This is a genomic window from Thermus sp. H19.2, assembly GCF_054979525.1.
Genome location: NZ_CM143429.1, coordinates 367,013 through 392,534, shown reverse-complemented (window position 1 = coordinate 392,534; position 25,522 = coordinate 367,013). Strand labels below are relative to the sequence as shown.

32 protein-coding genes, 1 tRNA gene and 1 pseudogene are annotated in these 25,522 nt (G+C 67.8%); 7 read left to right on the top strand and 27 right to left on the bottom strand.

Going from position 1 to position 25,522, the window contains the following annotated elements; genetic code table 11:
- Window positions 1–25: 25 nt before the first annotated feature.
- From ACY5J6_RS02270 to ACY5J6_RS02260, 3 genes are read right to left on the bottom strand one after another with little or no spacing between them, the layout of a single operon-like run.
- The gene (locus ACY5J6_RS02270) at window positions 26–109 is read right to left on the bottom strand and encodes a 30S ribosomal protein THX (RefSeq protein WP_008632889.1); all 84 of its coding nucleotides are present in this window, start codon (window positions 107–109) and stop codon (window positions 26–28) included.
- Between the two features lie 11 nt (window positions 110–120).
- Complete coding sequence (rpsT, locus tag ACY5J6_RS02265) at window positions 121–420, bottom strand: 30S ribosomal protein S20 (protein ID WP_054638082.1); 300 nt, start codon at window positions 418–420, stop codon at window positions 121–123.
- A 58-nt stretch (window positions 421–478) separates the two neighbouring features.
- Window positions 479–856, bottom strand: a complete 378-nt coding sequence (locus ACY5J6_RS02260) for a hypothetical protein (RefSeq protein WP_462845782.1) — start codon at window positions 854–856, stop codon at window positions 479–481.
- A gap of 22 nt (window positions 857–878) precedes the next feature.
- Between ACY5J6_RS02260 and tyrS the strand changes: the two genes are divergently transcribed.
- Entirely contained in the window at window positions 879–2,177 is a 1,299-nt protein-coding gene (tyrS, locus tag ACY5J6_RS02255; RefSeq protein ID WP_462845781.1) for a tyrosine--tRNA ligase, read from the top strand.
- Here tyrS and ACY5J6_RS02250 read toward each other — a convergent pair.
- The 23 genes from ACY5J6_RS02250 to ACY5J6_RS02140 all read right to left on the bottom strand — a co-directional run bounded on the left by ACY5J6_RS02250 (window position 2,174) and on the right by ACY5J6_RS02140 (window position 19,997).
- The gene (locus ACY5J6_RS02250) at window positions 2,174–2,728 is read right to left on the bottom strand and encodes a Rieske 2Fe-2S domain-containing protein (RefSeq protein WP_462845780.1); all 555 of its coding nucleotides are present in this window, start codon (window positions 2,726–2,728) and stop codon (window positions 2,174–2,176) included. The genes tyrS and ACY5J6_RS02250 overlap by 4 nt on opposite strands.
- Before the next feature lie 2 nt (window positions 2,729–2,730).
- Window positions 2,731–3,711, bottom strand: a complete 981-nt coding sequence (locus ACY5J6_RS02245) for a c-type cytochrome (RefSeq protein WP_462845779.1) — start codon at window positions 3,709–3,711, stop codon at window positions 2,731–2,733.
- A complete protein-coding gene (locus ACY5J6_RS02240) occupies window positions 3,708–4,127 on the bottom strand; it encodes a cytochrome c-type biogenesis protein CcmH (protein ID WP_054638077.1) in 420 nt (139 codons plus the stop codon). Before ACY5J6_RS02240 ends, ACY5J6_RS02245 begins: the two co-directional genes overlap by 4 nt.
- Window positions 4,124–4,660, bottom strand: coding sequence for a TlpA family protein disulfide reductase (locus tag ACY5J6_RS02235; RefSeq protein WP_462845778.1), 537 nt, complete (start codon window positions 4,658–4,660; stop codon window positions 4,124–4,126). Before ACY5J6_RS02235 ends, ACY5J6_RS02240 begins: the two co-directional genes overlap by 4 nt.
- Window positions 4,657–6,588 carry a heme lyase CcmF/NrfE family subunit gene (locus ACY5J6_RS02230; RefSeq protein WP_462845777.1) on the bottom strand — a complete coding sequence of 644 codons (1,932 nt, stop codon included), beginning with the start codon at window positions 6,586–6,588 and terminating at the stop codon, window positions 4,657–4,659. The genes ACY5J6_RS02235 and ACY5J6_RS02230 overlap by 4 nt, the downstream gene beginning before the upstream one ends.
- Window positions 6,585–7,013, bottom strand: a complete 429-nt coding sequence (gene ccmE / locus ACY5J6_RS02225; protein ID WP_462845776.1) for a cytochrome c maturation protein CcmE — start codon at window positions 7,011–7,013, stop codon at window positions 6,585–6,587. Before ccmE ends, ACY5J6_RS02230 begins: the two co-directional genes overlap by 4 nt.
- A gap of 91 nt (window positions 7,014–7,104) precedes the next feature.
- Complete coding sequence (gene ccsA / locus ACY5J6_RS02220) at window positions 7,105–7,791, bottom strand: cytochrome c biogenesis protein CcsA (protein ID WP_462845775.1); 687 nt, start codon at window positions 7,789–7,791, stop codon at window positions 7,105–7,107.
- 52 nt (window positions 7,792–7,843) lie between these two features.
- Complete coding sequence (locus ACY5J6_RS02215; RefSeq protein ID WP_462845774.1) at window positions 7,844–8,509, bottom strand: heme exporter protein CcmB; 666 nt, start codon at window positions 8,507–8,509, stop codon at window positions 7,844–7,846.
- A 32-nt stretch (window positions 8,510–8,541) separates the two neighbouring features.
- A complete protein-coding gene (locus ACY5J6_RS02210; protein WP_462845773.1) occupies window positions 8,542–9,111 on the bottom strand; it encodes an ABC transporter ATP-binding protein in 570 nt (189 codons plus the stop codon).
- A gap of 51 nt (window positions 9,112–9,162) precedes the next feature.
- Entirely contained in the window at window positions 9,163–9,831 is a 669-nt protein-coding gene (gene ccdA, locus ACY5J6_RS02205; RefSeq protein ID WP_462845772.1) for a cytochrome c biogenesis protein CcdA, read from the bottom strand.
- A 9-nt stretch (window positions 9,832–9,840) separates the two neighbouring features.
- Complete coding sequence (locus tag ACY5J6_RS02200; RefSeq protein ID WP_462845771.1) at window positions 9,841–10,389, bottom strand: c-type cytochrome; 549 nt, start codon at window positions 10,387–10,389, stop codon at window positions 9,841–9,843.
- The gene (gene soxC / locus ACY5J6_RS02195; protein WP_462845770.1) at window positions 10,382–11,665 is read right to left on the bottom strand and encodes a sulfite dehydrogenase; all 1,284 of its coding nucleotides are present in this window, start codon (window positions 11,663–11,665) and stop codon (window positions 10,382–10,384) included. Before soxC ends, ACY5J6_RS02200 begins: the two co-directional genes overlap by 8 nt.
- A 69-nt stretch (window positions 11,666–11,734) precedes the next feature.
- The gene (locus ACY5J6_RS02190; protein WP_462845769.1) at window positions 11,735–13,024 is read right to left on the bottom strand and encodes an FAD-dependent oxidoreductase; all 1,290 of its coding nucleotides are present in this window, start codon (window positions 13,022–13,024) and stop codon (window positions 11,735–11,737) included.
- Window positions 13,025–13,033: 9 nt separating this feature from the next.
- A complete protein-coding gene (locus ACY5J6_RS02185) occupies window positions 13,034–13,888 on the bottom strand; it encodes a translation initiation factor 2 (RefSeq protein ID WP_462845768.1) in 855 nt (284 codons plus the stop codon).
- Window positions 13,885–14,316, bottom strand: coding sequence for a rhodanese-like domain-containing protein (locus ACY5J6_RS02180; RefSeq protein ID WP_462845767.1), 432 nt, complete (start codon window positions 14,314–14,316; stop codon window positions 13,885–13,887). The genes ACY5J6_RS02185 and ACY5J6_RS02180 overlap by 4 nt, the downstream gene beginning before the upstream one ends.
- A 2-nt stretch (window positions 14,317–14,318) precedes the next feature.
- Complete coding sequence (gene soxA, locus ACY5J6_RS02175; protein WP_462845766.1) at window positions 14,319–15,113, bottom strand: sulfur oxidation c-type cytochrome SoxA; 795 nt, start codon at window positions 15,111–15,113, stop codon at window positions 14,319–14,321.
- A gap of 3 nt (window positions 15,114–15,116) precedes the next feature.
- Window positions 15,117–15,671: a sulfur oxidation c-type cytochrome SoxX gene (gene soxX, locus ACY5J6_RS02170; RefSeq protein WP_462845765.1), complete on the bottom strand. Its 555-nt coding sequence runs from the start codon at window positions 15,669–15,671 to the stop codon at window positions 15,117–15,119.
- Window positions 15,668–17,389: a thiosulfohydrolase SoxB gene (gene soxB / locus ACY5J6_RS02165; RefSeq protein ID WP_462845764.1), complete on the bottom strand. Its 1,722-nt coding sequence runs from the start codon at window positions 17,387–17,389 to the stop codon at window positions 15,668–15,670. The genes soxX (ACY5J6_RS02170) and soxB overlap by 4 nt, the downstream gene beginning before the upstream one ends.
- Window positions 17,386–17,958 carry a sulfur oxidation c-type cytochrome SoxX gene (gene soxX / locus ACY5J6_RS02160; protein ID WP_462845763.1) on the bottom strand — a complete coding sequence of 191 codons (573 nt, stop codon included), beginning with the start codon at window positions 17,956–17,958 and terminating at the stop codon, window positions 17,386–17,388. Before soxX (ACY5J6_RS02160) ends, soxB begins: the two co-directional genes overlap by 4 nt.
- Before the next feature lie 9 nt (window positions 17,959–17,967).
- Window positions 17,968–18,741 (bottom strand): sulfur oxidation c-type cytochrome SoxA, encoded by a 774-nt coding sequence (gene soxA, locus ACY5J6_RS02155; protein ID WP_462845762.1) that lies wholly within the window; start codon window positions 18,739–18,741, stop codon window positions 17,968–17,970.
- A 44-nt stretch (window positions 18,742–18,785) separates the two neighbouring features.
- Window positions 18,786–19,112, bottom strand: a complete 327-nt coding sequence (gene soxZ, locus ACY5J6_RS02150; protein WP_462845761.1) for a thiosulfate oxidation carrier complex protein SoxZ — start codon at window positions 19,110–19,112, stop codon at window positions 18,786–18,788.
- An 11-nt stretch (window positions 19,113–19,123) separates the two neighbouring features.
- Window positions 19,124–19,576, bottom strand: coding sequence for a thiosulfate oxidation carrier protein SoxY (soxY, locus tag ACY5J6_RS02145; protein ID WP_462845760.1), 453 nt, complete (start codon window positions 19,574–19,576; stop codon window positions 19,124–19,126).
- On the bottom strand, window positions 19,569–19,997 hold the full coding sequence (locus ACY5J6_RS02140; RefSeq protein ID WP_462845759.1) for a SoxW family protein: 429 nt from the start codon (window positions 19,995–19,997) through the stop codon (window positions 19,569–19,571). The genes soxY and ACY5J6_RS02140 overlap by 8 nt, the downstream gene beginning before the upstream one ends.
- A 229-nt stretch (window positions 19,998–20,226) precedes the next feature.
- Here ACY5J6_RS02140 and cycA point away from each other — a divergent pair, with 229 nt between their 5' ends.
- The 6 genes and pseudogenes from cycA to ACY5J6_RS02110 all read left to right on the top strand — a co-directional run bounded on the left by cycA (window position 20,227) and on the right by ACY5J6_RS02110 (window position 24,708).
- Window positions 20,227–20,673: a cytochrome C-552 gene (gene cycA / locus ACY5J6_RS02135; protein WP_462845758.1), complete on the top strand. Its 447-nt coding sequence runs from the start codon at window positions 20,227–20,229 to the stop codon at window positions 20,671–20,673.
- Window positions 20,674–20,730: 57 nt separating this feature from the next.
- The gene (locus tag ACY5J6_RS02130; RefSeq protein ID WP_462845757.1) at window positions 20,731–21,762 is read left to right on the top strand and encodes an ABC transporter ATP-binding protein; all 1,032 of its coding nucleotides are present in this window, start codon (window positions 20,731–20,733) and stop codon (window positions 21,760–21,762) included.
- Window positions 21,759–22,367, top strand: coding sequence for a thiamine diphosphokinase (locus ACY5J6_RS02125; protein WP_462845756.1), 609 nt, complete (start codon window positions 21,759–21,761; stop codon window positions 22,365–22,367). The genes ACY5J6_RS02130 and ACY5J6_RS02125 overlap by 4 nt, the downstream gene beginning before the upstream one ends.
- 32 nt (window positions 22,368–22,399) lie before the next feature.
- Window positions 22,400–23,490 (top strand): annotated as a pseudogene (locus ACY5J6_RS02120) (ISAs1 family transposase).
- A 72-nt stretch (window positions 23,491–23,562) separates the two neighbouring features.
- A tRNA-Lys gene (locus ACY5J6_RS02115) sits at window positions 23,563–23,638 on the top strand.
- A 44-nt stretch (window positions 23,639–23,682) separates the two neighbouring features.
- Complete coding sequence (locus ACY5J6_RS02110) at window positions 23,683–24,708, top strand: DUF815 domain-containing protein (RefSeq protein ID WP_462845755.1); 1,026 nt, start codon at window positions 23,683–23,685, stop codon at window positions 24,706–24,708.
- A gap of 43 nt (window positions 24,709–24,751) precedes the next feature.
- Here ACY5J6_RS02110 and ACY5J6_RS02105 read toward each other — a convergent pair whose 3' ends face one another.
- Window positions 24,752–25,390 carry a dihydrofolate reductase family protein gene (locus ACY5J6_RS02105; RefSeq protein ID WP_462845754.1) on the bottom strand — a complete coding sequence of 213 codons (639 nt, stop codon included), beginning with the start codon at window positions 25,388–25,390 and terminating at the stop codon, window positions 24,752–24,754.
- Window positions 25,391–25,522: the final 132 nt, after the last annotated feature.

Sequence of the window (25,522 nt, the reverse complement as noted above, 5' to 3'; positions counted from 1 at the left end):
GGCCCGGAGCGAAACCCCCTCCGGGCTACTTCTTCTTGCGGGGGCGGTACTTCCCGTAGGTGCCCCGCCAGATCTTGCCCCTGCGGGTGCGGCGGTCGCCCTTACCCATGCCCCACCTCCTCAGGCGCTCGCCCCTTGGGCGGCGAGGAGCTGGTTCACCTTGCGCATCAGCCGGGACTTCCTGCGGGCGGCGGCGTTCTTGTGCAGGGTGGAGCCCTTGGCCGCCTTGTCGATGAGGCTTTCGGCCTTGCGCATAATCTTGAGGGCCTCCTCCGCCTTGCCCTCCTGGGCCAGCTGGATGGCCTTCTTGCTCAGGGTCTTGATGGCCGACTTCTTGGCCTTGTTGCGAAGCCGACGCTTTAAGGACTGCCGATGCCGCTTGAGGGCGGACAGGTTCCTCTTGGGCTTCTTCTGCGCCATCTCTCTCCCCTTCGTGCCCCTCAGGGCAAACCAGAGCCCAGTGTAGCACATCCAGCGCCTAGGGGGCAAACTTGGTGGCCACCCAGTCGTAGCGCACCCGGCCCTTGGCACCCTCTAAGCGGAAGCGCAGGGTGTACTCCCCGGCCTCCACGGGAAAGCGGAGCTCCTGCTGGAAGGTACCCGCAAAGGTCCTCTCCCCCACGGGCTTCCCCCCCTTGAGCAAGGCCACCTGGAGGCGGCCCTCCTCGAGGTTGCCCGAGACCTTGACCTTGACGGTGTCGTAAAGCCCTGTGACCCGAAGGGGATACACCGCCTCCCCCGTGTACTTCCAGTAGAAGACGGGCAGGAAGGGGGGGTAACCCACGGCCAGGCCGTACCGCTCGGCGTACCAGTAAAGGCCCAGGGCGGCCAAGGCGAGAAGGAGCAGGCTCCGCATTGCCTTCAGTATACTTGGCCTCATGGCGGACCCAAGGCTTTCCCCGGAAGCGGCCCTGGCCCTTTTGAAGCGGGGAGCGGAGGAGATCCTCCCCGAGGAAGAGCTTCTAGAAAAGCTAAGGGAAGGCGGGCCCCTCACGGTGAAGCTGGGGGCCGACCCCACACGGCCCGACCTCCACCTGGGCCACGCGGTGGTCCTGAGGAAGATGCGCCAGTTCCAGGAGCTCGGCCACAAGGTGGTCCTCATCATTGGAGACTTCACGGGGATGATCGGGGACCCTTCGGGCCGATCCAAGACCCGCCCCCCCCTCACCCTGGAGGAGACCCGGGAGAACGCCAAAACCTACGTGGAGCAGGCGGGGAAGATCTTGAGGCAGGAGCCGGAGCTTTTTGAGCTCCGCTACAACTCCGAGTGGCTGGAGGGCCTCACCTTCAAGGAGGTGGTGCGCCTCACCTCCCTCATGACCGTGGCCCAGATGCTGGAGAGGGAGGACTTTAAAAAGCGCTACGAGGAGGGGGTCCCCATCTCCCTGCACGAGTTCCTCTACCCTTTCGCCCAGGCCTACGATTCCGTGGCCATAAGGGCCGACGTGGAGATGGGGGGCACGGACCAGCGCTTCAACCTCCTGGTGGGCCGGGAGGTGCAACGGGCCTACGGGCAAAGCCCCCAGGTCTGCTTCCTCATGCCCCTTTTGGTGGGCCTGGACGGGCGGGAGAAGATGAGCAAGAGCCTGGACAACTACATCGGGGTGGCCGAGCCCCCGGAGGCGATGTTCAAGAAGCTCATGCGGGTGCCGGACCCTCTCCTCCCGAGCTACTTCCGCCTCCTCACGGACCTGGAGGAGGAGGAGATAGAGGCCCTCCTGAAGGCGGGCCCCGTTCCCGCCCACCGGGTCCTCGCCCGCCTCCTCACCGCGGCCTACGCCCTGCCGAAGATCCCCCCCCGGATAGACCGGGCCTTCTACGAGGGCCTGGGCTACGCCTGGGAGGCCTTCGGGAAGGACAAGGAGGCGGGCCCCGAAGCGGTGCGAAGGGCGGAGGCCCGCTACGACGAGGTGGCCAAAGGGGGAATCCCCGAGGAGATCCCCGAGGTCACCATCCCCGCCTCGGAGCTGAAGGAAGGCCGGATCTGGGTGGCGAGGCTTTTCACCTTAGCGGGCCTCACCCCTTCCAACGCCGAGGCGAGGAGGCTCATCCAGAACCGGGGCCTGAGGCTGGACGGGGAGGTCCTCACCGACCCGAGCCTCGAGGTGGACCTCTCCCGCCCCCGCATCCTCCAGCGGGGACGGGACCGGTTCGTGCGGGTGCGGCTCGGAGGCTAACCGCCCTCCATGGGCCTTAGGGGCACCTCGTGCCCGGTGGCGTAGAGGGTCTCCCCCTCGGCCTGGAGGCGGAGCCTGGGGAGGGGAAACCGGGGGGGGCCGTAGACCGCCTTTCCCCCAAGCAGGGGGTCAAAGGCCCCGAAGTGGCAGGGGCAGCCCAAAAAGGGCCTCTCGTAGCGGAAGTTGTAGAGGAGGGAAGCCGCCTCGGGGTCGGGCACGTAGTTCAGGGTGCACCCCTGGTGGGTGCAGATGCGGCTAAAGGCGGCGTAGTGCTCCTCCCCCAGGGAAAGCCCCCCGGGGACGGGCTCGGGCAGGCGGAGGAGGAAGGCCTTGAGCTCCCCGAGGGGAAGGGGGTAGAGGAAGGGCTTCGCCTGCCACACCCCAAGCTCGCCCAGCCGGGCCACGGCCACCTTGGGGCCCTCCCTCCAAGTGGGCTCTCCCGCCTCGGGGCGGGGGCGGAAGCGGAGGTTGTAGGTCCGCACCCCGAACCAGGCGAAGAACCCTCCGGCCACGGCCACGGGGAGGTAGAAGACGAGGTCGCGCCGCTTCATGGCTAGAGGCTTCCCAGGTAGTCCAGGAGGGCCGTGAGCTCCTCCGGGGAAAGGGGTATGGCGGGCATCGTCCCACGACCTTTGAGGACGACCTCCCGCACCGCCTCCGGGGCCTTTAGGATGGGGTTCCCCTTAAGCCTCGGTCCCACACCCCCTTCCCCCTGGAGGCCGTGGCAGGCGGCGCAGCGGGCCTGGTAGACGCTCTTCCCGTCCTTTCCTCCCTGGGCCTGGGCCCGGGCCATGGCGATGAGGCCCTCCACCCGCTCCCGGGCCTCCCCCCCGGCCTCCAGGTACTTCTCCCAGGCGGCGATGGCCTCCTGCCTTCGCCCCTCTTGGAAGTAGAGGTTCCCCAGGAAGAGCCACCCTTCGGCGGCCTTGGGGTCGGCGTGCTGGGCGATCTCCAGAAAGAGCCGGGCCTCCTCCAGCCTGCCCCCCATGAAGAGGAGGATCCCCACCCGGCGCACCGCCTCCACGTTCTTGGGGTCCTTCTTGAGGACCTCCAGGTAGGCCTCCGCCGCTTGGTCAAAGGCCTGGAGTTCAAAAGCCCTCCGCCCCCAGGCGAGGAGGTCCTCCACCGCCCCCGTGCGCTTCGCCTTATCGGCCAAGGCCTTGAGCTCCCGGGCCTCCTGGCGCTGGGTCACGGTGGTCTCCCCGGGAAGGCGGGGGAGGGTGTAACGCCAAAGGCCCACCCCCATGAGCACCACCACCCCCAGGGCCAGGGCCACGGGCCAGGGGTTGAAGGGCCGCGGAGCGGGGGGGCGGTAGCCCTCGAGGAGCCTCTCCACCGCCACCAGGCGGGCCAGGGCCCGCTTCCTCTCCTCCCCCTCGAGGGCCTCCACCTCCCCCTTCAGGACCTCTAGCTCCTTGAGGAGCTCCTCCCGTCTAGGGGGCTCGGGGAAGGGCTCCTTGGGGCCGAGGAGGGGCCTTAGGGCGAGGAGGAGGCCGAGGAGGAAAAGGGCGAGAAAGAGCAGGGTGGCCGTCATCTTGGAGGCTCCTTTAGGCGGCGCTCCGCCTCCTCCAGAAGCTCCTTGGGAAGCGGCTTAGGCCGGAAGTAGGCGAAAAGGCCGAGGCCGAGGAGAAGAAGCCCCAAAAGGGGCAGAAGCCACACCCAAAGCGTCGTCCCGCGCCTTGGAGGCTCGTAGAGGATCCACTCCCCGTAGCGGTCCACAAAGAAGGCTTGGATCTCCTCCTTCGTCTTCCCCTCCTTGAGCATCTCGGCGATGATCCGGCGCATCTCCACCGCCACCCCCGAGTTGCTCTCGGCGGCCGACTCCCCCTGGCACACGGGGCAGCGCAGGGTGCGGGCGATCTGGAAGACCTCGGGAGGCAGGTCCGGGGGCGGGCCCTCCTGGGCCAGGGCGGGGAGGGAAAGGGCCAGAAGGAACAGGAACCACCTCATGGCAACACCTCCGCCAGGTACCGCTCCAAGGTGGCCTCGTCAAGGGCCCCGGCGTGCCGGGCCACCACCCGGCCCTCCCGGTCTACGAAGAAGGTCTCCGGCACCCCGTACATCCCGTAGTCCACCCCCACCCGGCCTCGAGGGTCGTACACCTGGGGGAAAGTGAGGCCGAACTGGGAGACGAAACGCAGGGCCTCGGGCTCCTTGTCCTGGGTGTTCACCCCCACGAAAAGCACCTCTTCCTTGTGGCGCCGCCAGGAGGCCTCGAGGACCGGCGCCTCCTCGTAGCAGGCGGGGTAGCACCAGCTGGCCCAGAAGTTGAGGACGATGGGCCTCTTCCCCAGGTGGTCCGCCAGGCGGAAGGTCTCCCCCCAGGCCTCCCGGTAGGGGGGAAGGAGGGGCAGGGTGAAGTCCGGGGCGGGCCTCCGCTCTTTGGCCAGCACGGAAGGAAGCTCCTTGGGGTTTCGCTGCATCCCCCACCAGAAAAGCCCTCCCAGGGTCAGAACCAGAAGGAGCCAGAGCCACCCCCTCACGCCGGGCTCACCCCCTTAAGCTCCTCGGCCCTCGCCGCCGGCCAGAGGAGGTAAAGGGTACCCAGGGCCATAAGCCCCCCCGCCACCCACATCCAGAAGACCAAGGGGGTGACGATGAGCCGGATGGAGGCCCACTCCCCCTTCTCCCGATCAAAATCCATGAGGAGGAAGTAGTAGTCGTTCCCCGGGGTGTAGACCACCTTGGGGGCGGGAAGAGGGCTATTCATCTGGGGGTAGAAGTGAAGGCGGGGCCGCACCTCCCCGAAGCGGTCGGTCTTTAGCAGGGCCTCCACGGCGAAGCGCCGCCCCTCGTCCAAGGCCCGCACCCCCTGGAACTCCATGCGCACCCCCCCCACCTCCCAGGCCTCGCCCCGGTGGAGCGTCTTCTCGCTCTCCAGGCGGTAGGTCTGGCTGAAGGCGATGGCCAAGCCCATGAGGGCCACGGCGAAGTGGACCACGAGGCTTCCCACCCGCCTCCGGTTTTGCAAAAAGCCCCAGGGGGAAAGCCCCGCCCGCGCCCGGGCCAGAACCCCTTCCCGCGCCAGGAGGTAGATGGCGGCGGCGTTGTAGAGGAAAAGCCCCAGGGCGAAGGAGGCCCCCAAGGTGTAGCCCCGGAGGAGGCCGAATAGGGTCCCCAAGGCGAGGACGAGGAAGAGGAGGAAGAGGTTCTTCAAGACCTCCTTCCGGGTCCTGCGCCAGGGGAGAATGGGCCCCACCCCCATGAGGAGGAGGATCCCCGCCCCCAAGGGGGCGGAGACCTGGTTGAAGAAGGGCGCCCCCACGCTCACCTTGGCCCCGCTAAAGGCCTCCACCAAGAGGGGGTAGAAGGTGCCCAGGACGACCACCAGGGCCCAGCCCGCGAAGAAGAAGGCCCCGAGGAGAAGCGCCCCTTCCCGGGAAAGGGGGTGGAAAAGGGCGCTGTCTTGCACCTCCCGGGAAACCCGGGAAAGGAGCCCCAGGCCGAGGCCCGTGGCCAGGAGGAAGAAACCCAGGAAAGCAGGCCCCACGGGGCCCTCGGCGAAGGCGTGCACCGACTGGATCACCCCGCTACGGGTGAGGAAGGTGCCGAGGACCGTGGCGGCGAAGGCCAGGGTCACGAAGGCGAAGTTCCAGGCCTTGAAGGCTCCCCGGGTCTGCTGGACGAAGGCGGTGTGGAGGAAGGCCGTGGCGAGGAGCCAGGGGATGAAGCTGGCGTTTTCCACCGGGTCCCAGGCCCAGTAACCCCCCCAGCCCAGGACCTCGTAGCTCCACCACATCCCCGCCACCTTCCCGGCGGTGAGGAAGCCCCAGGCGATGAGGGTCCACCACCGGGTCTCCTCCACCCAGGTCTGGTAGCGGCGGGTGGCCATGGCCGCCACCGCGTAGGCGTAGGGCACGCTCAGGCCCACGAAGCCCAGGTACATGAGCACGGGGTGGACGGCCATCATCCAGTGGTTCTGGAGGAGGGGGTTGGGGCCCACGCCGTCTTGGGGAGGGTTGGGGAGGGTCTCAAAGGGGCTGGCGATGGTGGCCATGACCCCGAAGAAGAAGACCTGGATGCCGTAGAGCACGGCGAGGACCAGGGAGGCCCGCCAGGGGTCCAGGGGCTTCTTGCTGGCGAGGAGGGTGTAGAGGGTCTGGAGGAGGCCCCAGAGGAGGATGCTGCCCTCGAGGGCCGCCCAGGGGGTCACCAGGGTCACCCAGAGGGGGTCCTTGGTGGAGTGGTTCCGGGCCACGTAGGCCAGGCTGAAGTCGTGGGCGAGAAGGGCCCACTCCAGGGCGAGGAAGGCGGCGAGGGCCGCGAGGAAGGCGGGGAAAACGAGGGCCCTCGCCCCCCTTAGGAAGCGCCCGTCCCCCTGGAGGTAGGCGAGGAGGGCCAGGGCGAGGCCCAGGAGGCTGAAGGCCAGGGCCAGGCTCACCCCTAGGTTGCCGAGCAGGGCCGGGGTCATTTGGCCTCCTCAATGAGCTTGCGCACGTCCTCCGGGGTCCAGCCCTCCTTGGGGGGCTGGTAGGTCTCCGAGTGCTTCACCAAGAGGTTGGTGCCCTGGAAGACCCCGCCTTCAAACCGCCCCTCCACCACCACCCCCTGGCCCTCCTTGAACATGCCCGGGGGGGTGCCCTTGTGGAGGACGGGCACCTCCGCCACCCCGTCGGTGAGGACGAAGCGGAGTTCCAGAAGGTCCTTGTCGTAGCGGACGGTTCCGGGCTTCACCAAGCCCCCCAGGCGCACGGGGCGGTTCTGGTACCTGGCCTGGTCCTGCAGGTACTCCGAGGGGGTGAGGAAGTACACCAGGTTCTGCCCGAGCCCCCCGAAGAGGAGGTAGGCCAGGGCCCCGAGGATCACCAAGAGCCCAAGGGCGTACTTGGTCCTCACCGCGCCCTCCTATAGCGGAAGAAGAGGTAAGCCAGATACCCGAAGACCGTGAGGTAGGTGAGGGCGTAGACCCAGGTGACGAAGACCTCCATCACGCCTCCTCCTTCCTTTCCTCCAGGGCGGCCAGAAAACCCCGGAAGCGCACGAAGCCCAGGTAGAGCAAGGTGAAGACCAGGAGATTCAAAAGGAGGGCCTGGAGCATCTCCGGGGCCATGTGGACCTTGCCCGTGGTGAGGTCAATGGACTGGGTCTGGTGCAGGCTCCGCCACCACTTCACCGACATGTAGCTGATGGGCACGTTGAGGAAGCCCAAAACACCCACCGCCGCCGCCGCCTTGCGGCGAAGCTCGGGGTCCTCGATGGCCCCCCGCAGGAGGAAGTAGCCCACATAGACGGCGAAGAGGATGGCGGTGGTGGTGAGCCTAGGCTCCCAGGTCCAGTAAACCCCCCAGGTGGGCCGGGCCCAAAGCATCCCCGTCACCAGGGCCAGGCCCATGAAGACCAGGCCGATCTCGGCGCTGGCCTTGGCCACCCGGTCGTACCGGGGGTCCTGGCGGAAGAGGTAGAGGAGGGAGTAGAGGAAGGTGACGAGAAAGGCCAGGTAGCCGAGCCAGGCCCCGGGCACGTGCAGGTACATGATGCGGACCAAATAGCCCTGGTTCACGTCGGGCGGGGCCGCCAGGGCCAGGTAGAGGCCCAGGGGCATAAGGAGAAGCCCCAGGCCCAGGAAAACCCAGGTCAGGGCATCGGGGCGTTCCGGGTAAGCTGCCTTCAGCATCGCGTTCCTCCGTTTCCAGCATAGGCCCTCCTTGGCTTAGAAGTCTGTGGCCTCACCCGTCCATCACTAGGGGAAAGAGGAGGGCGCTGGCCGTCACGTAGACGGCGTCAAACACCAGGAGAAGCTGCCACCAGGAGGCCACCTCCCCCAAAGGAAGCCCCTCCAAAAGCCCCGCCGTGGCCCGCACCGAGGCCAGGACCACGGGGACCACCAGGGAGAAGAGGAGAAGGGGCAGAAGGGCCTCCCGCCCCCTAAGCCGAGCGAGAAGCCCGGCGTAGAAGGTGGCCACGCTGGCGTAGCCCAGGGTACCCAGGGCCAGGGTGAGGAGGAGAGGAAGCCCCTTTTCCAGGGGCAGGTAGAAAAGCCCTGCGGCCAAGAGGAGGGCGAGAAGGCCTGCGGGCAGGAGGAGGAGCATCTGGAAAAGGAGCTTGCCGAAGTAGATCCACTCCTTCCCCCCAGGGGCGAGGAGCAGGTCCTCCAGGGTGCCCTCCTCCACCTCCAAGGCGAAGGCCCGGGTGGAGAGGAGGGTGGCGAGGAAAGCCAGGGCCACCCACAAGACCCCGGGGGCCGCCCGGCGCAGAAGGGCCTCTTCGGGCCCCAGGGCCAGGGCCATGACGAACAGGTTCACCCCGAGGAAGGCCAGAAGGGAGAGGAGGCCGGAGCGGTCCCGGACCTCGAGGCGCAGGTCCCGAAGGGCCAAAAGCCAGACCCGCCTCACAGGGATTTTGCCGGGGCCAGCATGGGGCGGTATCACGCCCCCCCCAGCTCCAGGGCCCGGTGGGCCACCGCCTCGGCCAAGGCCCGGTCGTGGGTGGCCAGGACCACCGCCGCCCCCTTCCGGGCCTCCCGGAGGGTTTCCAGAAGAAGGGCCCTCCCCTCCTGGTCCAGGGCGGTTTCCGGCTCGTCCAGAAGCCAGAGGTCCGGCCGCAAGAGGGTGAGGCGGGCCAGGGCCAGGCGCTTCTTCATCCCGCTGGAAAAGGCGGAAAGGGGGAGGTCCGCGGGGAGGCCAAACCGGGCCAAGGCCCCCTTCCAGTCCCCCCCCGCCCCGTGGAAGGCCAGGTCAAAGAGGAGGTGCTCCCGGGCGGTGAGGCGCCGGTGGAAGGCCGGGGGGTTGGGGAGGAAGAGGGCCCGGCCTCGGCGCTCCACCCGGCCCCGGGTGGGCTTCAAAAGCCCCGCCATGAGCCTTAAGAGGGTGGTCTTGCCCGAGCCGTTGGGGCCGAGGAGGGCCACCACCTCCCCCCGGTCCAGGGAGAGGCTCAGGTCCCGGACCACCCAGTCCCGTCCGAAGCGTTTGGAGAGGGCCTCGAGGCGAAGGAGCATGCCTAACCCAGTCTAAACCTCATGAACAGGGGAAAAGCCCTTCCGGGGGCCTCACAGGTACTTTTGCAACCACTCCGGCGTGATGCGCAGGAAGAAGGTGTTGAGGGCGGTGAAGGTATCGGTGAGGAGCAGGACCCCCACCAGGATCAGGACCACCCCGGCGAAGAGCTCCACGTAGTAGGAAAGGCGCCCCGCCCGCCTTAGCCACCCCTTCACCCGCTCGGCGAAGAGGGCCACCAGGAGAAAGGGAACGGCAAGCCCCAGGATGTAGGCCAGGAGAAACCCCACCCCCCCGCCCACGGCGGTGAGGGTGAGGATGGCCCCCAGGATGGGACCGATGCAGGGGGTCCAGCCCAGGCCCAAGGTGGCCCCGAGGAGGAAGGCCCCCAAGGGGCGGCCTGTCTCCCCCTCGTAGCGCAGGGAAACCCCCCACCTGGGCCTCAGGCCCAGCATGTAGAGCCCGAAGAGGACGAGGACCACCCCCCCGATGCGGGCCAGGGTCTGCCGGTGCTCAAAGAGGAGCCCCCCGAGGAAGGTGAAGGGCAGGCCCAGGAGGAAAAAGACCGCCCCAAAGCCCAGGATGAAGAAGAGGGCGTTGAAAAGGGGGCGCCCCCTTTCCCCCCCCAGGTAGAAGAGGTAGGTGGGCACCAGGGGAAGGACGCAAGGGGAGAGGAAGGAGAGCACCCCTGCAAAAAAGGCCGCCGCCAGGGAAAGGTTCATGCCTCCATCCTAGGGCAGGGTGAGCCAGGGAAAGCGGCGCTGGGTCTCGGGGTCCAGGTGGAGAAGCTCCCGGGCGGGCATCTTAATGGTGGGCAGGGTCTTCTGGTTGACGGGGGTGTCGGCCTCGATGATGCCGTTCATGTAGAGGAGGAAGGCCACCAGGTGGTAAACCTCCTCGTCCGTGAGGGTCCCCTCTTGCCCAAAGGGCATGGCCCGGCGGATGTAATCAAAGAGGGTGGTGGGGTACTGCCAGTAGTTGCCGATGGCGTACTCCACGGGCTCGGTGTCGGGGGTGATGGGGAAGGGCTCGGCCACCAGGCGGTTGAAGGGGTACCCCTCCCCCCGGGCCCCGTGGCAGGAGGCGCACTTCTCGGCGTAGATCCGTTCCCCCTCCTCTACCCTCCCCTCCCCCGGGGGCAGGCCGCGGCCGTCGGGCAGGACCACGGGCCTCAGGTCGTACCGGGCGGCGAGGTCCTCGCCGATGGGGGTGCCCAGCTGGTACCGGGCCCCCACCGCCAGACTGGCCAAGGCCAGGACCAAGAGCACGCGCCTAAACATCAAACACCTCCCCCCCGCACCCCCCGGCGGGGCCAGAGGCCTGGCCTCCCAGGGGGCGGTCGCCGTTCACCACCCGGCCGTCCGGCAGGATGCGCCAGGCCTGGATGGCGTTGTAGTGGTAGCGGTTGTTCCTCCCCCACTTCTTGAAGAACTCCTCCCGGGTGGGCTGGGTGTTCCCCTTCTCGTCCCAGGCCCGGCTCCAGAGGACCACCTCCTCCCCCTTCCAGTACCAGGGCATCTTGAAGCGCACGAAGGCGTAGCGCTCCACGGGGGGCTCGAGGGCGGCCTCCCGCCAGGTCCTGCCCTCGTCCAAGGAGACCTCCACCTTGACGATGCGCCCGTGGCCGCTCCAGGCGAGGCCCCGGATCTCGTGGAAGCCGGGCTGGATCCTCTGCAGGCCCGAGGGGTAGGTGATGATGGACTCGGGGTCCATGACCCAGGTGAAGGCCAAAACCCGCCCGTCGGCCATGACGTCCGTGTACTCGCTGGTCTCGTCCTTGCTCATGGCGGGGAGGTCCGTGACCAGGATGCGCCTTAGCCACTTCACCTGAATGCTCCCCTCCCACCCCGGCACCACCAGGCGCACGGGGTAGCCCTGCTCGGGCCTTAGGGCCTCCCCGTTTTGGGCGTAGGCCACCAGGACGTCCTCCATGGCCTTCTCCAGGGGGAGGGAGCGGGTGTACATGGCGGCGTCCATGCCCTCGGGGATGAGCCACCTGGCCCCGGGCTTCACCCCCGCTTCCTTGAGGAGGAGGGCCAAGGGCACCCCGGTCCAGCTGGCGTTGGAGGCGAGGCCGCGGCTACGGGTGGCGGTGAGGTTGGGGTCCGGGGGGTTGCGGTAGCCGTTTTGCCCGTTCCCGGCGCACTCTATGAAGTAGGTGCGGGTGACGGAGGGAAAGCGCTTGAGGTCCTCGAGGGTGAAGACCAAAGGCCTTTCCACCATCCCGTGGATCACCAGGCGGTAGGCCTTGGGGTCCACCTGGGGCACCCCGGCGTGGTGGCGCTCAAAGTGGAGGCCGTTGGGGGTGATGACCCCCTCCAGCTTCTCCAGGGGGGCGAAGTCCGCCCCCGAGTGGCGGGTGCGCAGGTTGGGGGAGATGTAGCGCACCACCTCGGCCTCAAAGGGGCTCCTTTCCCCGTACTCGGAAAGGGGCGCCCCCAGGGTCTTGGTAGGGGCGAAGGTCTCCTCCGTCCAGGGGAGGCCCTGGGCCCTCCCCTTGAGGAAGCCCAAGAGCCCCCCGGCGCCCAAAAGCCGAAAGAACCTCCTTCGGTCCATATACCCTCCTAGTGTATGCCCATGGGGCAAGGAAAAACCCCGCCCCTAAAGGGACGGGGAGCCAGGTCCTCAGGCCGGGCCGAACATGTCGTTCCAAAGCCCCGTGGCCCAGCCGATGGCGGCGATGCCGTTGGCCTGGGAGCGCTGGTTGTCCACGGCGCTTTGGGCCTTGATCTGCTTGGCGGCTTCGTCCCAGGAGTAGTTGGCGGAAACCCAGATGGCCTCCTCGGAGTCCACGAAGGAGTAGCAGATGTTGTTGGGAAGCTCGGGAGGGATCTCCGAGAGGGGCTTGCCCTTCAGGCGCTGCACGATCTGCCGGGCCACGATGGTGCCGGAGACGTAGGCCACCATGCCGCTTTTGGGGTAGGGGGTGTTCCCGGTGATGTCCCCCACCAGGTAGACGCGGTCGTCCTTCTCCGAGAGGAAGTAGGGCACGCGCACGTTGGCCCAGCGCTCTCCGAGGCCCGCGGTGCGCACCAGCTCCCCCGCCTTCATGGGGGGGATGATGTCCGCCAGGGCGAAGGGCACCTCCCCAAGCTCGGTCAAGACCAGCTTCTTCCCGTAGTCCAGGCCGGTGATGCGGGTGTTGGGGTGGTATTCCAGGTAGTCCTTGTAGAGCTCGTTGTAGGCGGCGAGGAACCCGGGGGCCTTGGAAACGGGCTGGGGGTTAGCGTCCAGAACGATGACCTTCCCCTTCACCCCCTTGGTCTTGAGCCGCCAGGCCAGCATGGCCGCCCGCTCGTAGGGCCCAGGGGGGCAGCGGTAGGGGGGGTTGGGGATGTACAGGACCAGATCGCCCCCGGTCTCGTCAAACCGGTCCAGCATGCGGCGGAGGGCGATGTGCTCAAAGGGCTTGAAGCCCACGGGCAGGAGGTGCTTCACCTCGGCGTAGCCGGGGATGGCCTCGTACATGTAGTCGATGCCCGGGGCCAGGACCAAGAGGTCGTAGGCCAGGTAGCCCCCCGTGGTGCGCACCAGGCGGCGGTCCCGCTGGATGTCCAGGACCTTTTCCTGGACGAAGATGACCCCGTCCTTGACCACGTTGGTGTAGTCAAAAACGAGCCACTCCAAAGGCTTCACCCCCGCCAGGAAGAGGTTGGACATGGGGCAGGACATGAAGATGGGCTTCTGCTCCACCAGGACCACTTCCACCTCGGGGGCCTGCTGCTTCACCTTGCGGGCCACCGTGGTCCCGCCCCAGCCGCCCCCGATGACCACCACCCGGGGGGCCCGGGTACGGGGGAGGAGGGTGGGGGGGCTCGCGTAGAACTCCTGGGCCAGGCCCTGGCCACCCAGGGCCCCGGCCACCGCCATGGCCGCTCCTGCCTTCAAAAGATCCCTACGCTTCACCTTCGCCATACTTCCTCCTCATTGCCCAGGGCGGTAGGGGGTGCCGCCCGTGGCCTCCAGGATCTCCGTCATGACCCCTTTCGCCTCCTGCAGCATGGACACCGCCGGGCTACCCATGACGCCGGGCATGATGGTCATGAGCATGGGCTCGATGGCCCCCACCAGCACGTCCTTCCCCATCTGCATGGCGAAGAAGCGGCAGGGGGCGGCGAAGCCCCCGGCGGGCTGGGTGAGGAACATGATGCGGGCCCACTCGCTCTTGCAGGGCATGATCACCGTCACCGGGCCCACCTTGACGTTGGGGAGGAGGTTGAGCCCGTTGGCGGTGAGCTCGGACTCCACCAGGAGCACCACGTCCTCCACCTTGGCCGAGGGCACGCGGTAGAGGAGGGCGGGCATCATGCCGCTTTGAGGGTCGGGCATCACGGCGGGGGCCACCCGCTTCACGGGGCCGAGGCGGCCCAAGGCGGCCTCGAGGCGCCAGGTAAGGCGCTCCACCTCCCCGCCGTAGACCCCAAGCATGGAGAAGAGGAGCCTGCCGTCAAAGGTGCCCACCGTGTACCGCCTCCCCTCCCCGGTGACGAAGACCGTGGGGGGCAGGACGATGGCGGCCATGGGGTTTTTGCTCACTGCCTCCACGCTTCCCTTCTCCGGCTTGAGCACGATGAGGCGGTAGTCGGGGAAGCCCGGGCCCGTCACCTGGCGCACCTGCTCGCCAAGGTTCAGGACCCGGTCGGGCTCGAGGCCCGAGGCCTTGAGGGCCTGAAGGGTCTTGGCCTCCACCTCCTCCAAGGAACCCTGGACCTCCACCACCAAGGACTGGGCGGAGGCCAAACCTAAGGCCAGCGTCAAAAGAGCAACCAGTTTCCTCATGATCCTCCCTCCACAGGAAGGCCGGCGTCCAGCCAGCCTTTGAAGCCGTGAGCTATGTTCTTCGCATTATTGTAGCCCATGGCCTGCAAGAACGCCGCCACCACCGCCGAAACGCTCCCCGAGTTGCAGTAGACAAGGATGAGCGCCCCCTTGTCCTGGGGAAGTTCCGCCAGGCGGTCCGGGACCTCCCCGGCGTAGATGTGCACCGAGCCCGGGATGTACCCCTTCTTCCGCTCCTCCAGGGTGCGCACGTCCAGGAGGAAGGGCTCAAAGAGGAGGAGGTCCCGGGCCTCGGTGGGGTAGACCAGGTAGCTCGCCGGGGGCACCCGCTTGAGGAACCGGCCGAAGGCCTGGGTCCATTCCCCTTCCCCTTGGGCCTTCCCCAAGGCGAGGAGAGGCAGAAAGGCGAGGAGGTCCCGGCGGCGCATCCTTACCTCGTGAAGAAGGGCAGCTCCTCAAAGGAGTGCCCGGCCTTGGTGGCCTCGGCCAGGATGTAGGTGGCGAGGGCGATGTGAACGTCCGAGTAGAACTCGGGCTTGGGAATGCCGATGGACTCGTAGCAGAAGTCTATGCGGTCCTCAAAGGTGTAGAGGCGGTCCTCCTCAAAGCGGTAGGCGGGCCACTCGTTGCCCAGGCCCTGCTTGGGGCTCCGCACCGGGGAAAGCCGCACCCGCTGGCCGGCGTACTGGTCGTGGCAGACGGCGCAGCTCATGTCCCGGGGACCGGCGCGGGTGTACCAGAGCTCCCGGCCCAGGTTGTACATGGCGAGCTCCTGGGGGTGCTTGGGCACCACCTGGATCTTGGCCTTGGAGGAGAAGGAAGCGATGTAGGTGGTGATGGCCCGCACCTCGTCCCGCTTGATCTCCTGGGGCTTAAAGCCCTGCACCCGCTGCATGCAGGTATAGACCCTGGTCTCCAGGTCCTCCACCCTTCCCGTGTCGGGGAAGTACTTGGGGAGGAGGGCGTAGACCCCTTCCAGGACCCCTGGGCCCTTGCCGAAGTCGCAGGCCTCGAGGGTCTTGCCCGAGGGACCCTTCCGGTGGAAGAGCTCCTTCCCCTCCTCGACGAAGAGGTCTCCGGGGAGGACGCCAAAGGTTTCCAGGTACATCTGCCGCTGGCGCATGGCCTCCTCAAAGGGGTCCAGGGGCTTAGGCGCTTGGGTGTAGGCGAAGAGGCCCAAGGCGGCCAAGGCCAGGCTGCCCAACGCGAGTAGACGCTTCCTCACGGCTCACCTCCGGTTGATGGGGGACTCGGGGTCAAGAAGGAAGGCCACCAGGTCGGCGGTCTCCTCGGGGGTGAAGAGGCCGTGGACCCCGCCCCGGTACATGAGGGAGCAGGGCACGAAGGCCCAGGCGTTGTAGATCTTCTCGTAGGTGTAGCGCACCACCGCCTCCGACTGCCCCCGCTGGCCGTATCCCGTGAGGCTTGGCCCCATGGTGCCGTGGGCCACCTCTCCCGGCACCCCGGCGTGGCAGGCGTAGCAGTTGCCCCGCTTGGGGTCGGTGAAGACCTTCTCCCCGTTTTTCCAGTCCCCCATGAGCTTTCCGCCCTGCGGGTAGCGGATCAGGGCCTTCTGCTCCGCCAGGAACTGGGGTACGAGGTCCGGTGGCAACCGGTCCCGGTACTGGGAACAAAGGGCCTGCCCCTTGTCCTGGGAAAGCATCACCTTGGCGAACTCGGGGCCTCCGCCTTGGATGGCGGCCTCGAGGCGGGCCCGGAAAGGCCCCTGGGAAAGCCCCAGGCCTAAGAGCAGAAGACTCACGGCCAAAACCGCTTTTCTCATTCCCACACCTCCGGCACGCGGTAGTTGCGCCCCAAAACCTTGACGTTAGGCTCGGGCGGGACGCGCACCCGGCCCACGGACTTCAGGTAGTCCGCCAAGACCTCGTAGATGGGCCTGGGCTCGTGGCCGGGCTTCGCCTCCCCCACCCGCTGGAGCCTCCCCCCGTAGGCGGCCGCCAGGTAGCGGCGGTTCGGGTCCAGGGGCTTGCCGTTCGCCTCCACCTCCCGGACCCTCTCCCCGGTGGGGGCGTCGGGGTCCAGGGCGTAGCGGAGGCCATAGACCCGGCTCACGTCCCCGCCCTGCTGGTAGAAGGGGTCAGGGGTGAAGACGTTGCTGGCGATGTCCTCCAGAAGGCCCTTGATCTGCTCCCCCCGCAGGTAAAAGAGGTGGAGCTCGGGGTAGGTGAAGCCGGTAAAGGCGTAGAGGTGGTCCCGGGTGATGGCCTGCCCGGGCAGGACGGTGGTCCCCCAGCGCACCGCCGGGCTGAAGACCACCTCCACCTCGGGGTAGAGGGCCTTCACCGCCTCCCCCACCAGCTGGTCCCAGGTGGAGTAGAGGGTGTCCCGCTTGTAGAGGAGGGTCTCGGAGACCGCCAGGGGGGTGAAGAGGTGGTCCCGGTGCGGGGCGAGCTGGGCCTCGAGGAAGACCTCCACGTCCTCGGCCTTGGGCAGGTGCTCCGCAAGAACGGGGAGCACCCGCGCCCGAAGGTTCGCGATCCCCCCCCGCCAGAGCTTCAGGTCCACCCGCATCAGGGCCTTCCCGGCGGCGCTTCCCGCCACGATCCAGGTCCGCCCCACCCGCCAGGGCCTGGGGGTGAGGTCGTGGGTGTGGCCGGAGAGGATGAGGTCAATCCCCCGGACCCGCTCCGCCAAGGCGGCGTCCAGCTGCATCCCGTTGTGGGAGAGGAGGACCACGGCGTTCGCCCCTTCGGCGCGGGCCTTGTCCACCGCTTCCTGGAGCCTCTTCTCGTCCAGGGCGAAGGAAAGCCCCTCCGTGAAGGCCTCGGGGTGGGAGACCTTGACGTAAGGGTAGCTCGCCCCCACCACCGCCAGGGCGTAAGGCCCCACCTGGTGGATGCGGTAGGCGGGGAAGAGAGGGTCCCCGAAAAGCTCGTCCACGATGTTGTAGGAGAGGAACTCTCCCCGGAAAACCCTAAGGAGTTCCTCCACCCGCTCCCGCCCCAGGGTCCACTCCCAGTGGGAGACCATGTGGTCCACGCCCACGAGGTTCTGCCACGCCACGATGGCCTCCCCTTGGGTGAGGAGGGAAAGCCCGGAGTTGGTCCAGGTGTCCCCGCCGTCCAGGACCAGGGCCCGCCCTCCTTCCCCCTCCACAAGGGCCTTCTGGTGTCGGATGAGGGCGGTGAGGGCGCTCATCCCCCCTATGGGCCCAAGGGCGCGGGCGAGCTCCACGAAGTCTAGGTAGGAGAGGAGGTAGGCGAGGGGCGTGCCCCGCTCCACGCCGTAGTAGCGGAGGACGGCCTCCCCCGTGAGGTAACCGGGGCGGCCCATGAGGGGCTTGGGGGCGATGAGGTTCGGGGGCTCCATGAAGTAGTGGGGAAAGGCCTGGCCGTGGAGGTCGGAGAAGTAGAGGAGGGTGGCGTCCCCGTAAGGGGGGAGGTCGTAGAGGGATTGGGGGTTTTCCAGGGCCTTCGCCGCTCCCCTAGGCCCCAGGACGGCCAGGGCGGAAAGAAGCTGAAGGAACTCCCTGCGGTTCATCTGGACCCCACCGCCGGCTTGGTGTTGAAGTCGCTTTCGGGATCCAGGAGGTAGGCCACCACGTCGGCGATCTCCTCCGGGGTGAGAAGGCCCTGGGCCCCGAAGCGGTACATGACCGTGCAGGGGAAGTAGGCCCAGGCGTTGTAGATCACCTCGTAGGTGTAGCGCTGCACCGCCTCCGACTGGCCCCGCTTTAGGCCGTACTTCTCCAGGCTCGGCCCCACGTCTCCCCCCAGGTGGACCGGGGAGCCGTAGTGGCAAGAGAAGCAGTTGGCCTTCTGCAGGTTGTTGAAGATGGCGCCGCCCTTCCTCCAGTCCCCCATGAGCTTCCCGGAAGCGGGGTACTTGATCAGGGCGCGTTGCTCTTCCAGGAACTTGGGGAGGAGGTCGGCGGGGAGACGGTTTCGGTGGAGGGAGCACAGGGCCTGGTCGGGCCTTTGGTTGGCGAAGACCTCGGCGTAGGCCTTCCCCCCGGCGGCAACCCCCCTAAGCTCCTCCTCGGCGAAGTAGCGCTGGGCCAGGACGAAGGCCAGACCCAGGGCGAAAAGGGCTACGAGAACCTTCCGCATGCTTCCTCCTCACCGCACGAAGGCGGGCCACTCCTCCACCACGGCCCCGTTCGCGCGGTAGGCCAGGAAGAGCTCCAGGGCCAGGATGGGCTGGGAGTAAAGGGCAGGCTGGGGGTGGGCGATGTTGCCGTAGCAGGCCCGGATGCGGTCCTGCATGGTCCAAATCTGATCGTTGGAGTAGCGGTAAGCGGGCCAGTGCGTCCAGGACTTGTCCTTGCCCAGGACGTCGGCATAGGGCAGGACCCCGGCGCGCCGGCCCACGTAGGTCACGTGGCAGGTGGCGCACCCCACGTCCCGGGCCCCCGAGCGAGCCCAGAAGAGCTTCTCCCCTAGGGCGTAAAGCTCCCGCTCCTCCGGGAAGAGGAGGCGCACCTGGATCTTATGCCCCGTGGACTTGCTGGCGATGTAAAAGGCGATGGCCACCACCTCGGAGCGCTTGATTTGCTCGGGTTTGAAGCCCTGGACCCGGGTCATGCAGGTGAGGATGCGGCTGTCCAGGTCCTCCACCCGGTTCGTGTCCAGGAAGTAGCGGGGAAGCCTCGCCGCCGCCCCTTCCAGGACCCCTTTGCCCAGGCCGAAGTCGCACTCGGCCATGGTCTTGCCCGAAGGCCCCTTGCGGTTAAAAAGCTCCTCCCCTTGCGCCACCACCAGCTCCGTGGGGAGGATGCCCGCGGTCTGCAGCAAAAGCTCCTTCTGGCGCTTGGCCTCCTCCCTGGGGTCCACATCCCCCTGGGCTAGGGCCACAGCCAGGAGGAGAAGCGCCACCCATACCGTTCTCCGCATACGCCACCTCCATAAGGGCGCCCGGGAAAACCCGGGCGCCCGCCCTAGGCCAGCTCCAGCTTGGCCGTGCCCTCGCCGGTGTCCCCGTCGGTGTCCTTGAGCTTGACGGTGAAGGTCCCGGGCTTCTCCGCCTTGAACTTGAAGCCGTAGAGAGGGTTGGCGCTGGTGGAGGGCCCGGGACGGGCCTCCGCCACCTTCTCCCCCTCAAAGTAGACCTCCACCAGGTTGATGTACTTGGCGGGGATGAGCTTCCCCTCGGCGTCCCGGCGGGTGCCGGGCTCGTTGGGGTGCTGGGCCACCGCCTGGAGCTTAAACTCCTCGCCCGCCTTGGGCTTGGCCGGGGTCGTGCGTACGATCACGCGAATCGCCATGACTCACCTCCTTAACCGCACCCGCCCACCGTGACCCGGGTGCTGGCCGAGGCCAGAAGGAGCTTCCCCTCCGCCGTCTCCACCACCGCCCGAATGGCCGTGGTCTCCGCCAGGCGCACCCGGGTGGCGTAGTAGGGCAGGGCCTTCATGGGCATGAAGCTCGCCAGGAGGGGAGTGGGGTTCTTGTCGGCGAAGAGGTGGACGGCCTTCACCTGGGCCGAAGGCAGGTTCACCTCCACCTCGGCGGGCACGTTGGCCCCGCTTTCGGCGATGGCGGGCATGGTGAGCTTCACCAGGTCGGAGGGGGTGAGGTCCTTGAAGCCCTTGCCCAGGGTCTCCTGCAGGGCCTTTTCCAGCTTGGCCAGGTCCTCGCCCTCGAGGCCTTGGGCCCTTACGGGAAGCCCCGAGAGGACCACGGCCCCCAGGGTCATGCCGGTTGCCTTCAAAAACGCTCGCCTATTCACACGCACCTCCTTTGGCACACATCTGGCGCAACTCCTCCAGGAACTGCGCCCGGGGCCGGCTGCCAAAAAGCCGGCCCACTTCTTCCCACGCCCCCTTGCGGGGAACGAGGAAGACAAAGGTAGGGGTTCCGGGCACCCGGAAGCGCCGGGCAAGCTCCTGCCCTTCCGGGGTTTCGGTGCCCACGGAGGCCACCACGAACCGCTCCTCCAAAAGGCGGCTTACGGCGGGGTCGGAGAGGACGAAGGTGTTCATCTGGTCGCAGTAGGGGCAGTGGGGGCTGTGGAAGTAGACCATGACCACCCGCCCGTGGGCCTGGGCCAGGGCCTGGGCCTGGGGCAAGGGGTACCAGCGGCCGAAGTCCGGGGCCGCCAGGGCCAAGCCCGTGAGGAGGAGCGCCCAAAGTACCCGGTATACGTACATACTCCACACCGCCTGGGTACACCCAAGGACATTTGTACCATACCCGCAGGTCAGGGAAAAATCAAGGGCCTGGGGTGCAAACTTCTGTGTACTTATTCACAAGCCCCCTTTCCCTTATCCCGACACCTTCCTGTTGATACCCCAAGGGGTAAGCGCCTTAAGCTAGGCTAAAGGTACACCCCTTGACGGGACACCAGGGACAAACTACCCTATACCCCGGAGGGTAAAGATGAAGCGGACCCTTATGGCTTTCCTCCTTCTCGGCGGCCTGGCCCTGGCCCAGGCGGACGGCGCCAAGCTCTACGCCCAGTGCGCGGGGTGCCACCAGGCGAACGGGCAGGGCATCCCCGGGGCCTTCCCGCCCCTGGCGGGCCACGTGGCGGAGATCCTCTCCAAGCAGGGGGGGCGGGAGTACCTCATCAAGGTCCTCCTTTGGGGCCTGCAGGGGCAGATCGAGGTGAAGGGCATGAAATACAACGGGGCCATGCCCGCCTTCAATGGCCTCAAGGACGAGGAGATCGCCGCCCTCCTCACCCACATCGCCACCGCCTGGGGCGACGACAAGAAGGTGCAGGGCTTCAAGCCCTTCACCGCGGCCGAGGTGAAGGCCCTCCGGGACAAGAAGCTCACCCCTCAGCAGGTGCTGGAGGAGCGGAAGAAGCTCGGCCTGAAGTAAGGCCGGCCAAGGGGAGGCCCGGGGAAGCCCCCCGGGCCCTCCTGATTTAATGGGAGGGTGCTGGAGTTTTCCTTGGAAAAGGCCTTCCCCGGGTTCCGCCTATCCGTGAGGCTTTCCGTGGCCGAGGGGGAGACCCTGGCCCTTCTCGGGCCTTCGGGAAGCGGGAAGAGCACCCTCCTCAAGCTCATCGCCGGGCTTCTTAGGCCCGATGGGGGCTTCGTGCGCTTTGGCGGGGAGGACCTCACCCCCCTTCCCCCGGAAAGGCGGAGGGTGGGCTTCCTCTTCCAGGACTACGCCCTCTTTCCCCACCTCACGGTGGCGGAAAACATCGCCTTCGGCCTGGTGGAGGCCCGCTGGCCCAAGGGAGCGCGGGAAGCCCGGGTGGCAGAGCTTTTGGAAAGGATGGAACTCACCCCCCACGCCGGGAAGCGCCCCAAGGAGCTTTCGGGAGGGGAGCAACAAAGGGTGGCCCTGGCCCGGGCCCTGGCCCCTAGGCCCAGGCTCCTCCTCCTAGACGAGCCCTTGGGGGCCTTGGACCTAAGGCTTCGGGAGGAACTCCTGTTCTTCCTCCGCAAGACCCTGAAGGAGGAAGGGGTCACCACCCTCCTGGTGACCCACGACCAGGGGGAGGCCTTCCTCCTCGCCCACCGGGTGGCCCTTCTGCGCGAGGGGAGGCTCGTCCAGGTGGGCCGGCCCGAGGAGGTCTACGCCCGCCCCAAGGACCTTTGGGCCGCCCGCTTCCTGGGGCACAAGAACCTCCTCTCCCCCGAGGAGAGCCAGGCCCTCGGGCTTCCTCCCAAGGCCCACCTCCTTCCCCCAAGGGCCCTCGCCCTGGGGGGGCCTTGGCCAGGGGTGGTGGAGGAGCGCCTCTTCTTTGGTCCCCGGGTGGGGCTTTGGGTGCGGGTGATACCACCCCATGCTGGCTCCGGTGACCCGCAAGACCTCCACGCCCTGGCTTCGGCGAAGGGTTCACGCCAAAGGGGTACGAAGGGGGTTAGGCTCTACCTCGAGGCCCCCGAGGGCCCAAGGGAGGGGGAAGGGACAGGCCTTCACCTGGACCTCGCCCAGGCGGTAGCCTTGGAGGGATGAAGCTCGCTCTCCTCCTCGGAGGCCCCCTCTTGGCGACGGAGGGGCTAAGGGAAAGGCTGGAAGGTTTTCGCCTCTGGGCGGCGGACTCGGGGGCCCGGCACGCCCTGGCCCTGGGGCTTCCCTTGGAGCTTTGGCTGGGGGACATGGACTCGAGCCCTCCCTGGCTCCAGGAAGCCCTTCCCGTGCCCAAGGAGGTCCTGCCCCGGGACAAGGACCTCACCGACGGGGAGGCCCTCTTCCGCAAGGCCCTGGAGCTTGGGGCGGAGGAGGTGCTTGGTCTTGGGGCCCTTGGCGGGCGGCTGGACCACACCCTGGCCCACCTGGAGCTGGCCTTTCTCCTGGCGGAGAGGGGAAGCCGGGTGGCGCTCACCGACGGCCTCACCTGGGCCTTCCCCCTTCTGCCCGGGACCCACGGGCTCCCCGTGAGGCCGGGAAGCCCCTTCAGCCTCCTCCCCTTCCCCGAGGCCACCCTAGGGGTGGAAGGGGCCCGCTGGGACCTCCCTCCCACTTTCCTCCGGGCCACCACCCGCACCCTGGAAAACCAGGCCCTGGGGCCCCTGAAGGTCCGCGTGGAAAGGGGGCGGGCCCTCCTTTACCAGACTTGACCTATATACGGCCCCTGGGGTAAAGAAGAGGCATGACCCTACGCGAAGCCCTGTCCCAGATCCCCGACCCCCGGGCCCGCAACCGGCGGTACCCCCTGTGGGGCCTCCTGGCCCTCATCCTGGTGGCCTTCCTTTCCCGCGTGGACTCCCTGAGGGGCGTGGAACGCTTCGCCCGCGCCAACCCTCACCTCTTGCCCCACCTCGGCCTGCGCAAGCCCCCGGGCCACACCATCCTCACCCTTCTCCTGCACCGCCTGGACCCCCATAAGCTCCAGGAAGCCCTGCTCAAGGTCTTTCCCGAAGTGGAGCTGGGGGAGGTCCTGGTGGTGGACGGGAAGCACCTTCGGGGAAGCGGCAAGGGGAAAAGCCCCCAGGTCAGGCTGGTGGAGGTCCTGGCCCTGGGTCTGCGGACCACCCTGGCCCAGGCCCAGGCGGAGGGGAGGGAGGATCAAGCCCTCTTGGAGCTCCTGGACCGCCTTGGGGCGGAGGGGCTCAAGGGGAAGGTGGTGGTGGGGGACGCGGGGTACCTGTACCCGGAGGTGGCGGGGAAGGTGGTGCAAAAAGGGGGGCCTACCTTTTCCTTTTGAAGGCCAACCAGGGGGAACTGCTGGAGTGGGCTCTGGAGGTGTTCAAGGGGATGGAGGAGAGGCGGCTTCCCGGGGAGACCGAGGCGGTGTGGAATCTGGCGCGGGACGGGGAGGTGTGGACCTACCGGGTCTGGGCCTCCCCCCACTTGCCGGAAGAGATACGCGCCTTTCCCGCGTGCCGGCAGGTGGTGCGGCTGGAGCGGGAGGTGGTGCACAAGGGGACGGGGGAGGTGCGGCGCGCGGTGAGCTACGCCCTCACCAGCCTGGGGCCGGAGGTGGCGGAGGCGAGGCGGCTTGGGGAGCTTCTCCTTTCCCGGTGGGAGGTGGAGAACCGGTCCTTTTGGGTGCGGGACGTTCTCTTCCGTGAAGACGCCTGCCAGGTGCGGGGGGTGGGGGCGCGGGTCTTGGCGGTCCTCCGGGCCTTTCTGGTCTCCCTCTTCCACCGCCGAGGGGTCAGGGAGAAGAAGGCGGCCATGGAGGCCTTCTCCTTCCATCCCCTCTCCGCCCTCAAGTTCCTGGGGCTCTATGCAGTATAGCGGTCAAGTCTGCTCCTTTACCTCTTCCCTTGACAGGGGAGAAAAGGGGGGCTACACTAGCCTTTGGCGTTTGGGCCGCTAGCTCAACCGGTAGAGCAACCGACTCTTAATCGGTGGGTTACAGGTTCGAGTCCTGTGCGGCCCACCAAGGCCCCCGGGGGAAACCCGGGGGAAGCCCTTATGATGGAGCCCATGGAGCTGCCCAAGCGGCCCCTGGACCTCCTCTCTTTGGACCTCCCCCAGGGCGACCCCTGGGGCTACGCCCTGGCCCAGGCCCTCCTCAAGGCGCCCTGGGCTTGGCGGGCCCTGAGGCCCACCCCCGGGCTTTTGGACCTGGTGCGCCTGGATCTCGAGGCCCTCTTTGCCGAGCTGCATCGCCTGCGGGAGCAAAACCCCCTGGGAAGCCTGGGGGAGCGCCCGGCCCACCCGGCGGAGGAAGGGGCCCTGAAGGCCCTCCTGGCCCGCGACCCGGAAGCCCTGGTGGCCGTCCTCCAGGCCCACGGCCCCTGGCCCTTCGCCCTCTACCGGGCCTTCCGCTTTGATGGGGAGCTCCACCCCCTCCCCCACCCCCGCCTCCCCCGGGAGGACGAGCTCCTGGGCTACGAGGCCCAGCGGGAAGCCCTAAAGGCCAACGCCCGGCGCTTCCTCTCCGGCAAGCCCGCCCTCCACACCCTCCTCTACGGGGCCCGGGGCACGGGGAAGAGCACCGCGGCCAAGAGCCTCCTCCACCTGCCCGGGGCCCGCATGGTGGAGGTGGAAAAGGGGGCCTTGCCCCGCCTGGGGGCGCTTTTGGAGCAGCTCGCCTCCCTGCCCCACCGCTACCTGCTCTTTTTGGACGATCTCTCCTTGGACCCCGAGGACGAGGCGTTTCACCACCTCAAGGCCCTCCTGGAGGGAAGCCTCGAGGGGCCCCCGGAGAACGTCCTCCTCCTCGCCACCTCCAACCGCCGCCACCTGGTGCGCCGCCTGGGGGAAAACCCCCTCCCCGGCGAGGCCCCCGAGGCCTGGGACGCCCTCCAGGACACCCTGGCCCTGGCCGAGCGCTTCGGCCTGGTGCTCACCTTCCCCCCCTTTGACAAGGCCCTCTACCTGAAGGCCGTAGCCCACCACCTGGGCCGCCCCCTGGCGGCGGAGGAGGAGGCCAAGGCCCTCCGCTTCGCCCTGGAGCGGGGCTTCTCCGGGCGGGTGGCGAGGCAGTTCGCAAGGACGCTGGTATAGGCCTGCCCGGAAGCCCGTGGGCCAAAACCCGTTCCGGGCCGCCTCACGAACGCACGTAGTGCACGATCGTGGCAAGGGGGGTGTGGATCACCTCGGCAATGCGGAATCGGGGCAGGGGCTCGCGGAGGTTCTCAAAAAGGCGCACACCGCCCCCGAAGAGCACCGGCACCAGCGCTACCTCCAGCTCGTCCACGGCGTCCAGGTTCAGGTACTGCTGGATCGTGTTCGCCCCGCCGGAGATGCGGACGTCGCGCCCACCCGCGGCCTCCCGCGCGAGCTCTAGGGCGCGCCCCGGACCTTCGCTAACGAAGTAGAAGGTCGTCCCGCCCGGCCGCACCCAGGGCTTACGCCTCTCGTGGGTCAGGACAAAAACCGGGGCGCGGAAGGGCGGTTCCTCTGGCCAGCCGCGCTCACCGCCCGCAAACATGCGCTTGCCCATGATGTAGGCGCCGGTGCGCTCAAAGGCACGGCGCACCACCTCGTCCGCGGGACCGGTCTCGCCGCCCGGGCCGAGCCCAAGCCTCTCGCGCAGGTACCGCGTGTTGAAGGCCCAGGCCATGAGCGCACCCCACTTGGCCCCCCAGTCTTTGTACCCAGGGTCGTGGAAGTGCTCCATGGTCATCCCTTCCGGCGCCAGGTAGCCATCCAGGCTCAGGGAAACGCTGACGAACACCTTGCTCATGGTTCTCCTAGACTATCCCCATCGCGGCCGCCGTCGGCCCGCCGGTAGTGAAGGACAACCGCGCCGTTGCGAAGCGGCGTCACGGAGAGTCACTCAAGCCGCCGTGCGCCGTAAGGTTTCCCACTTTCCGCC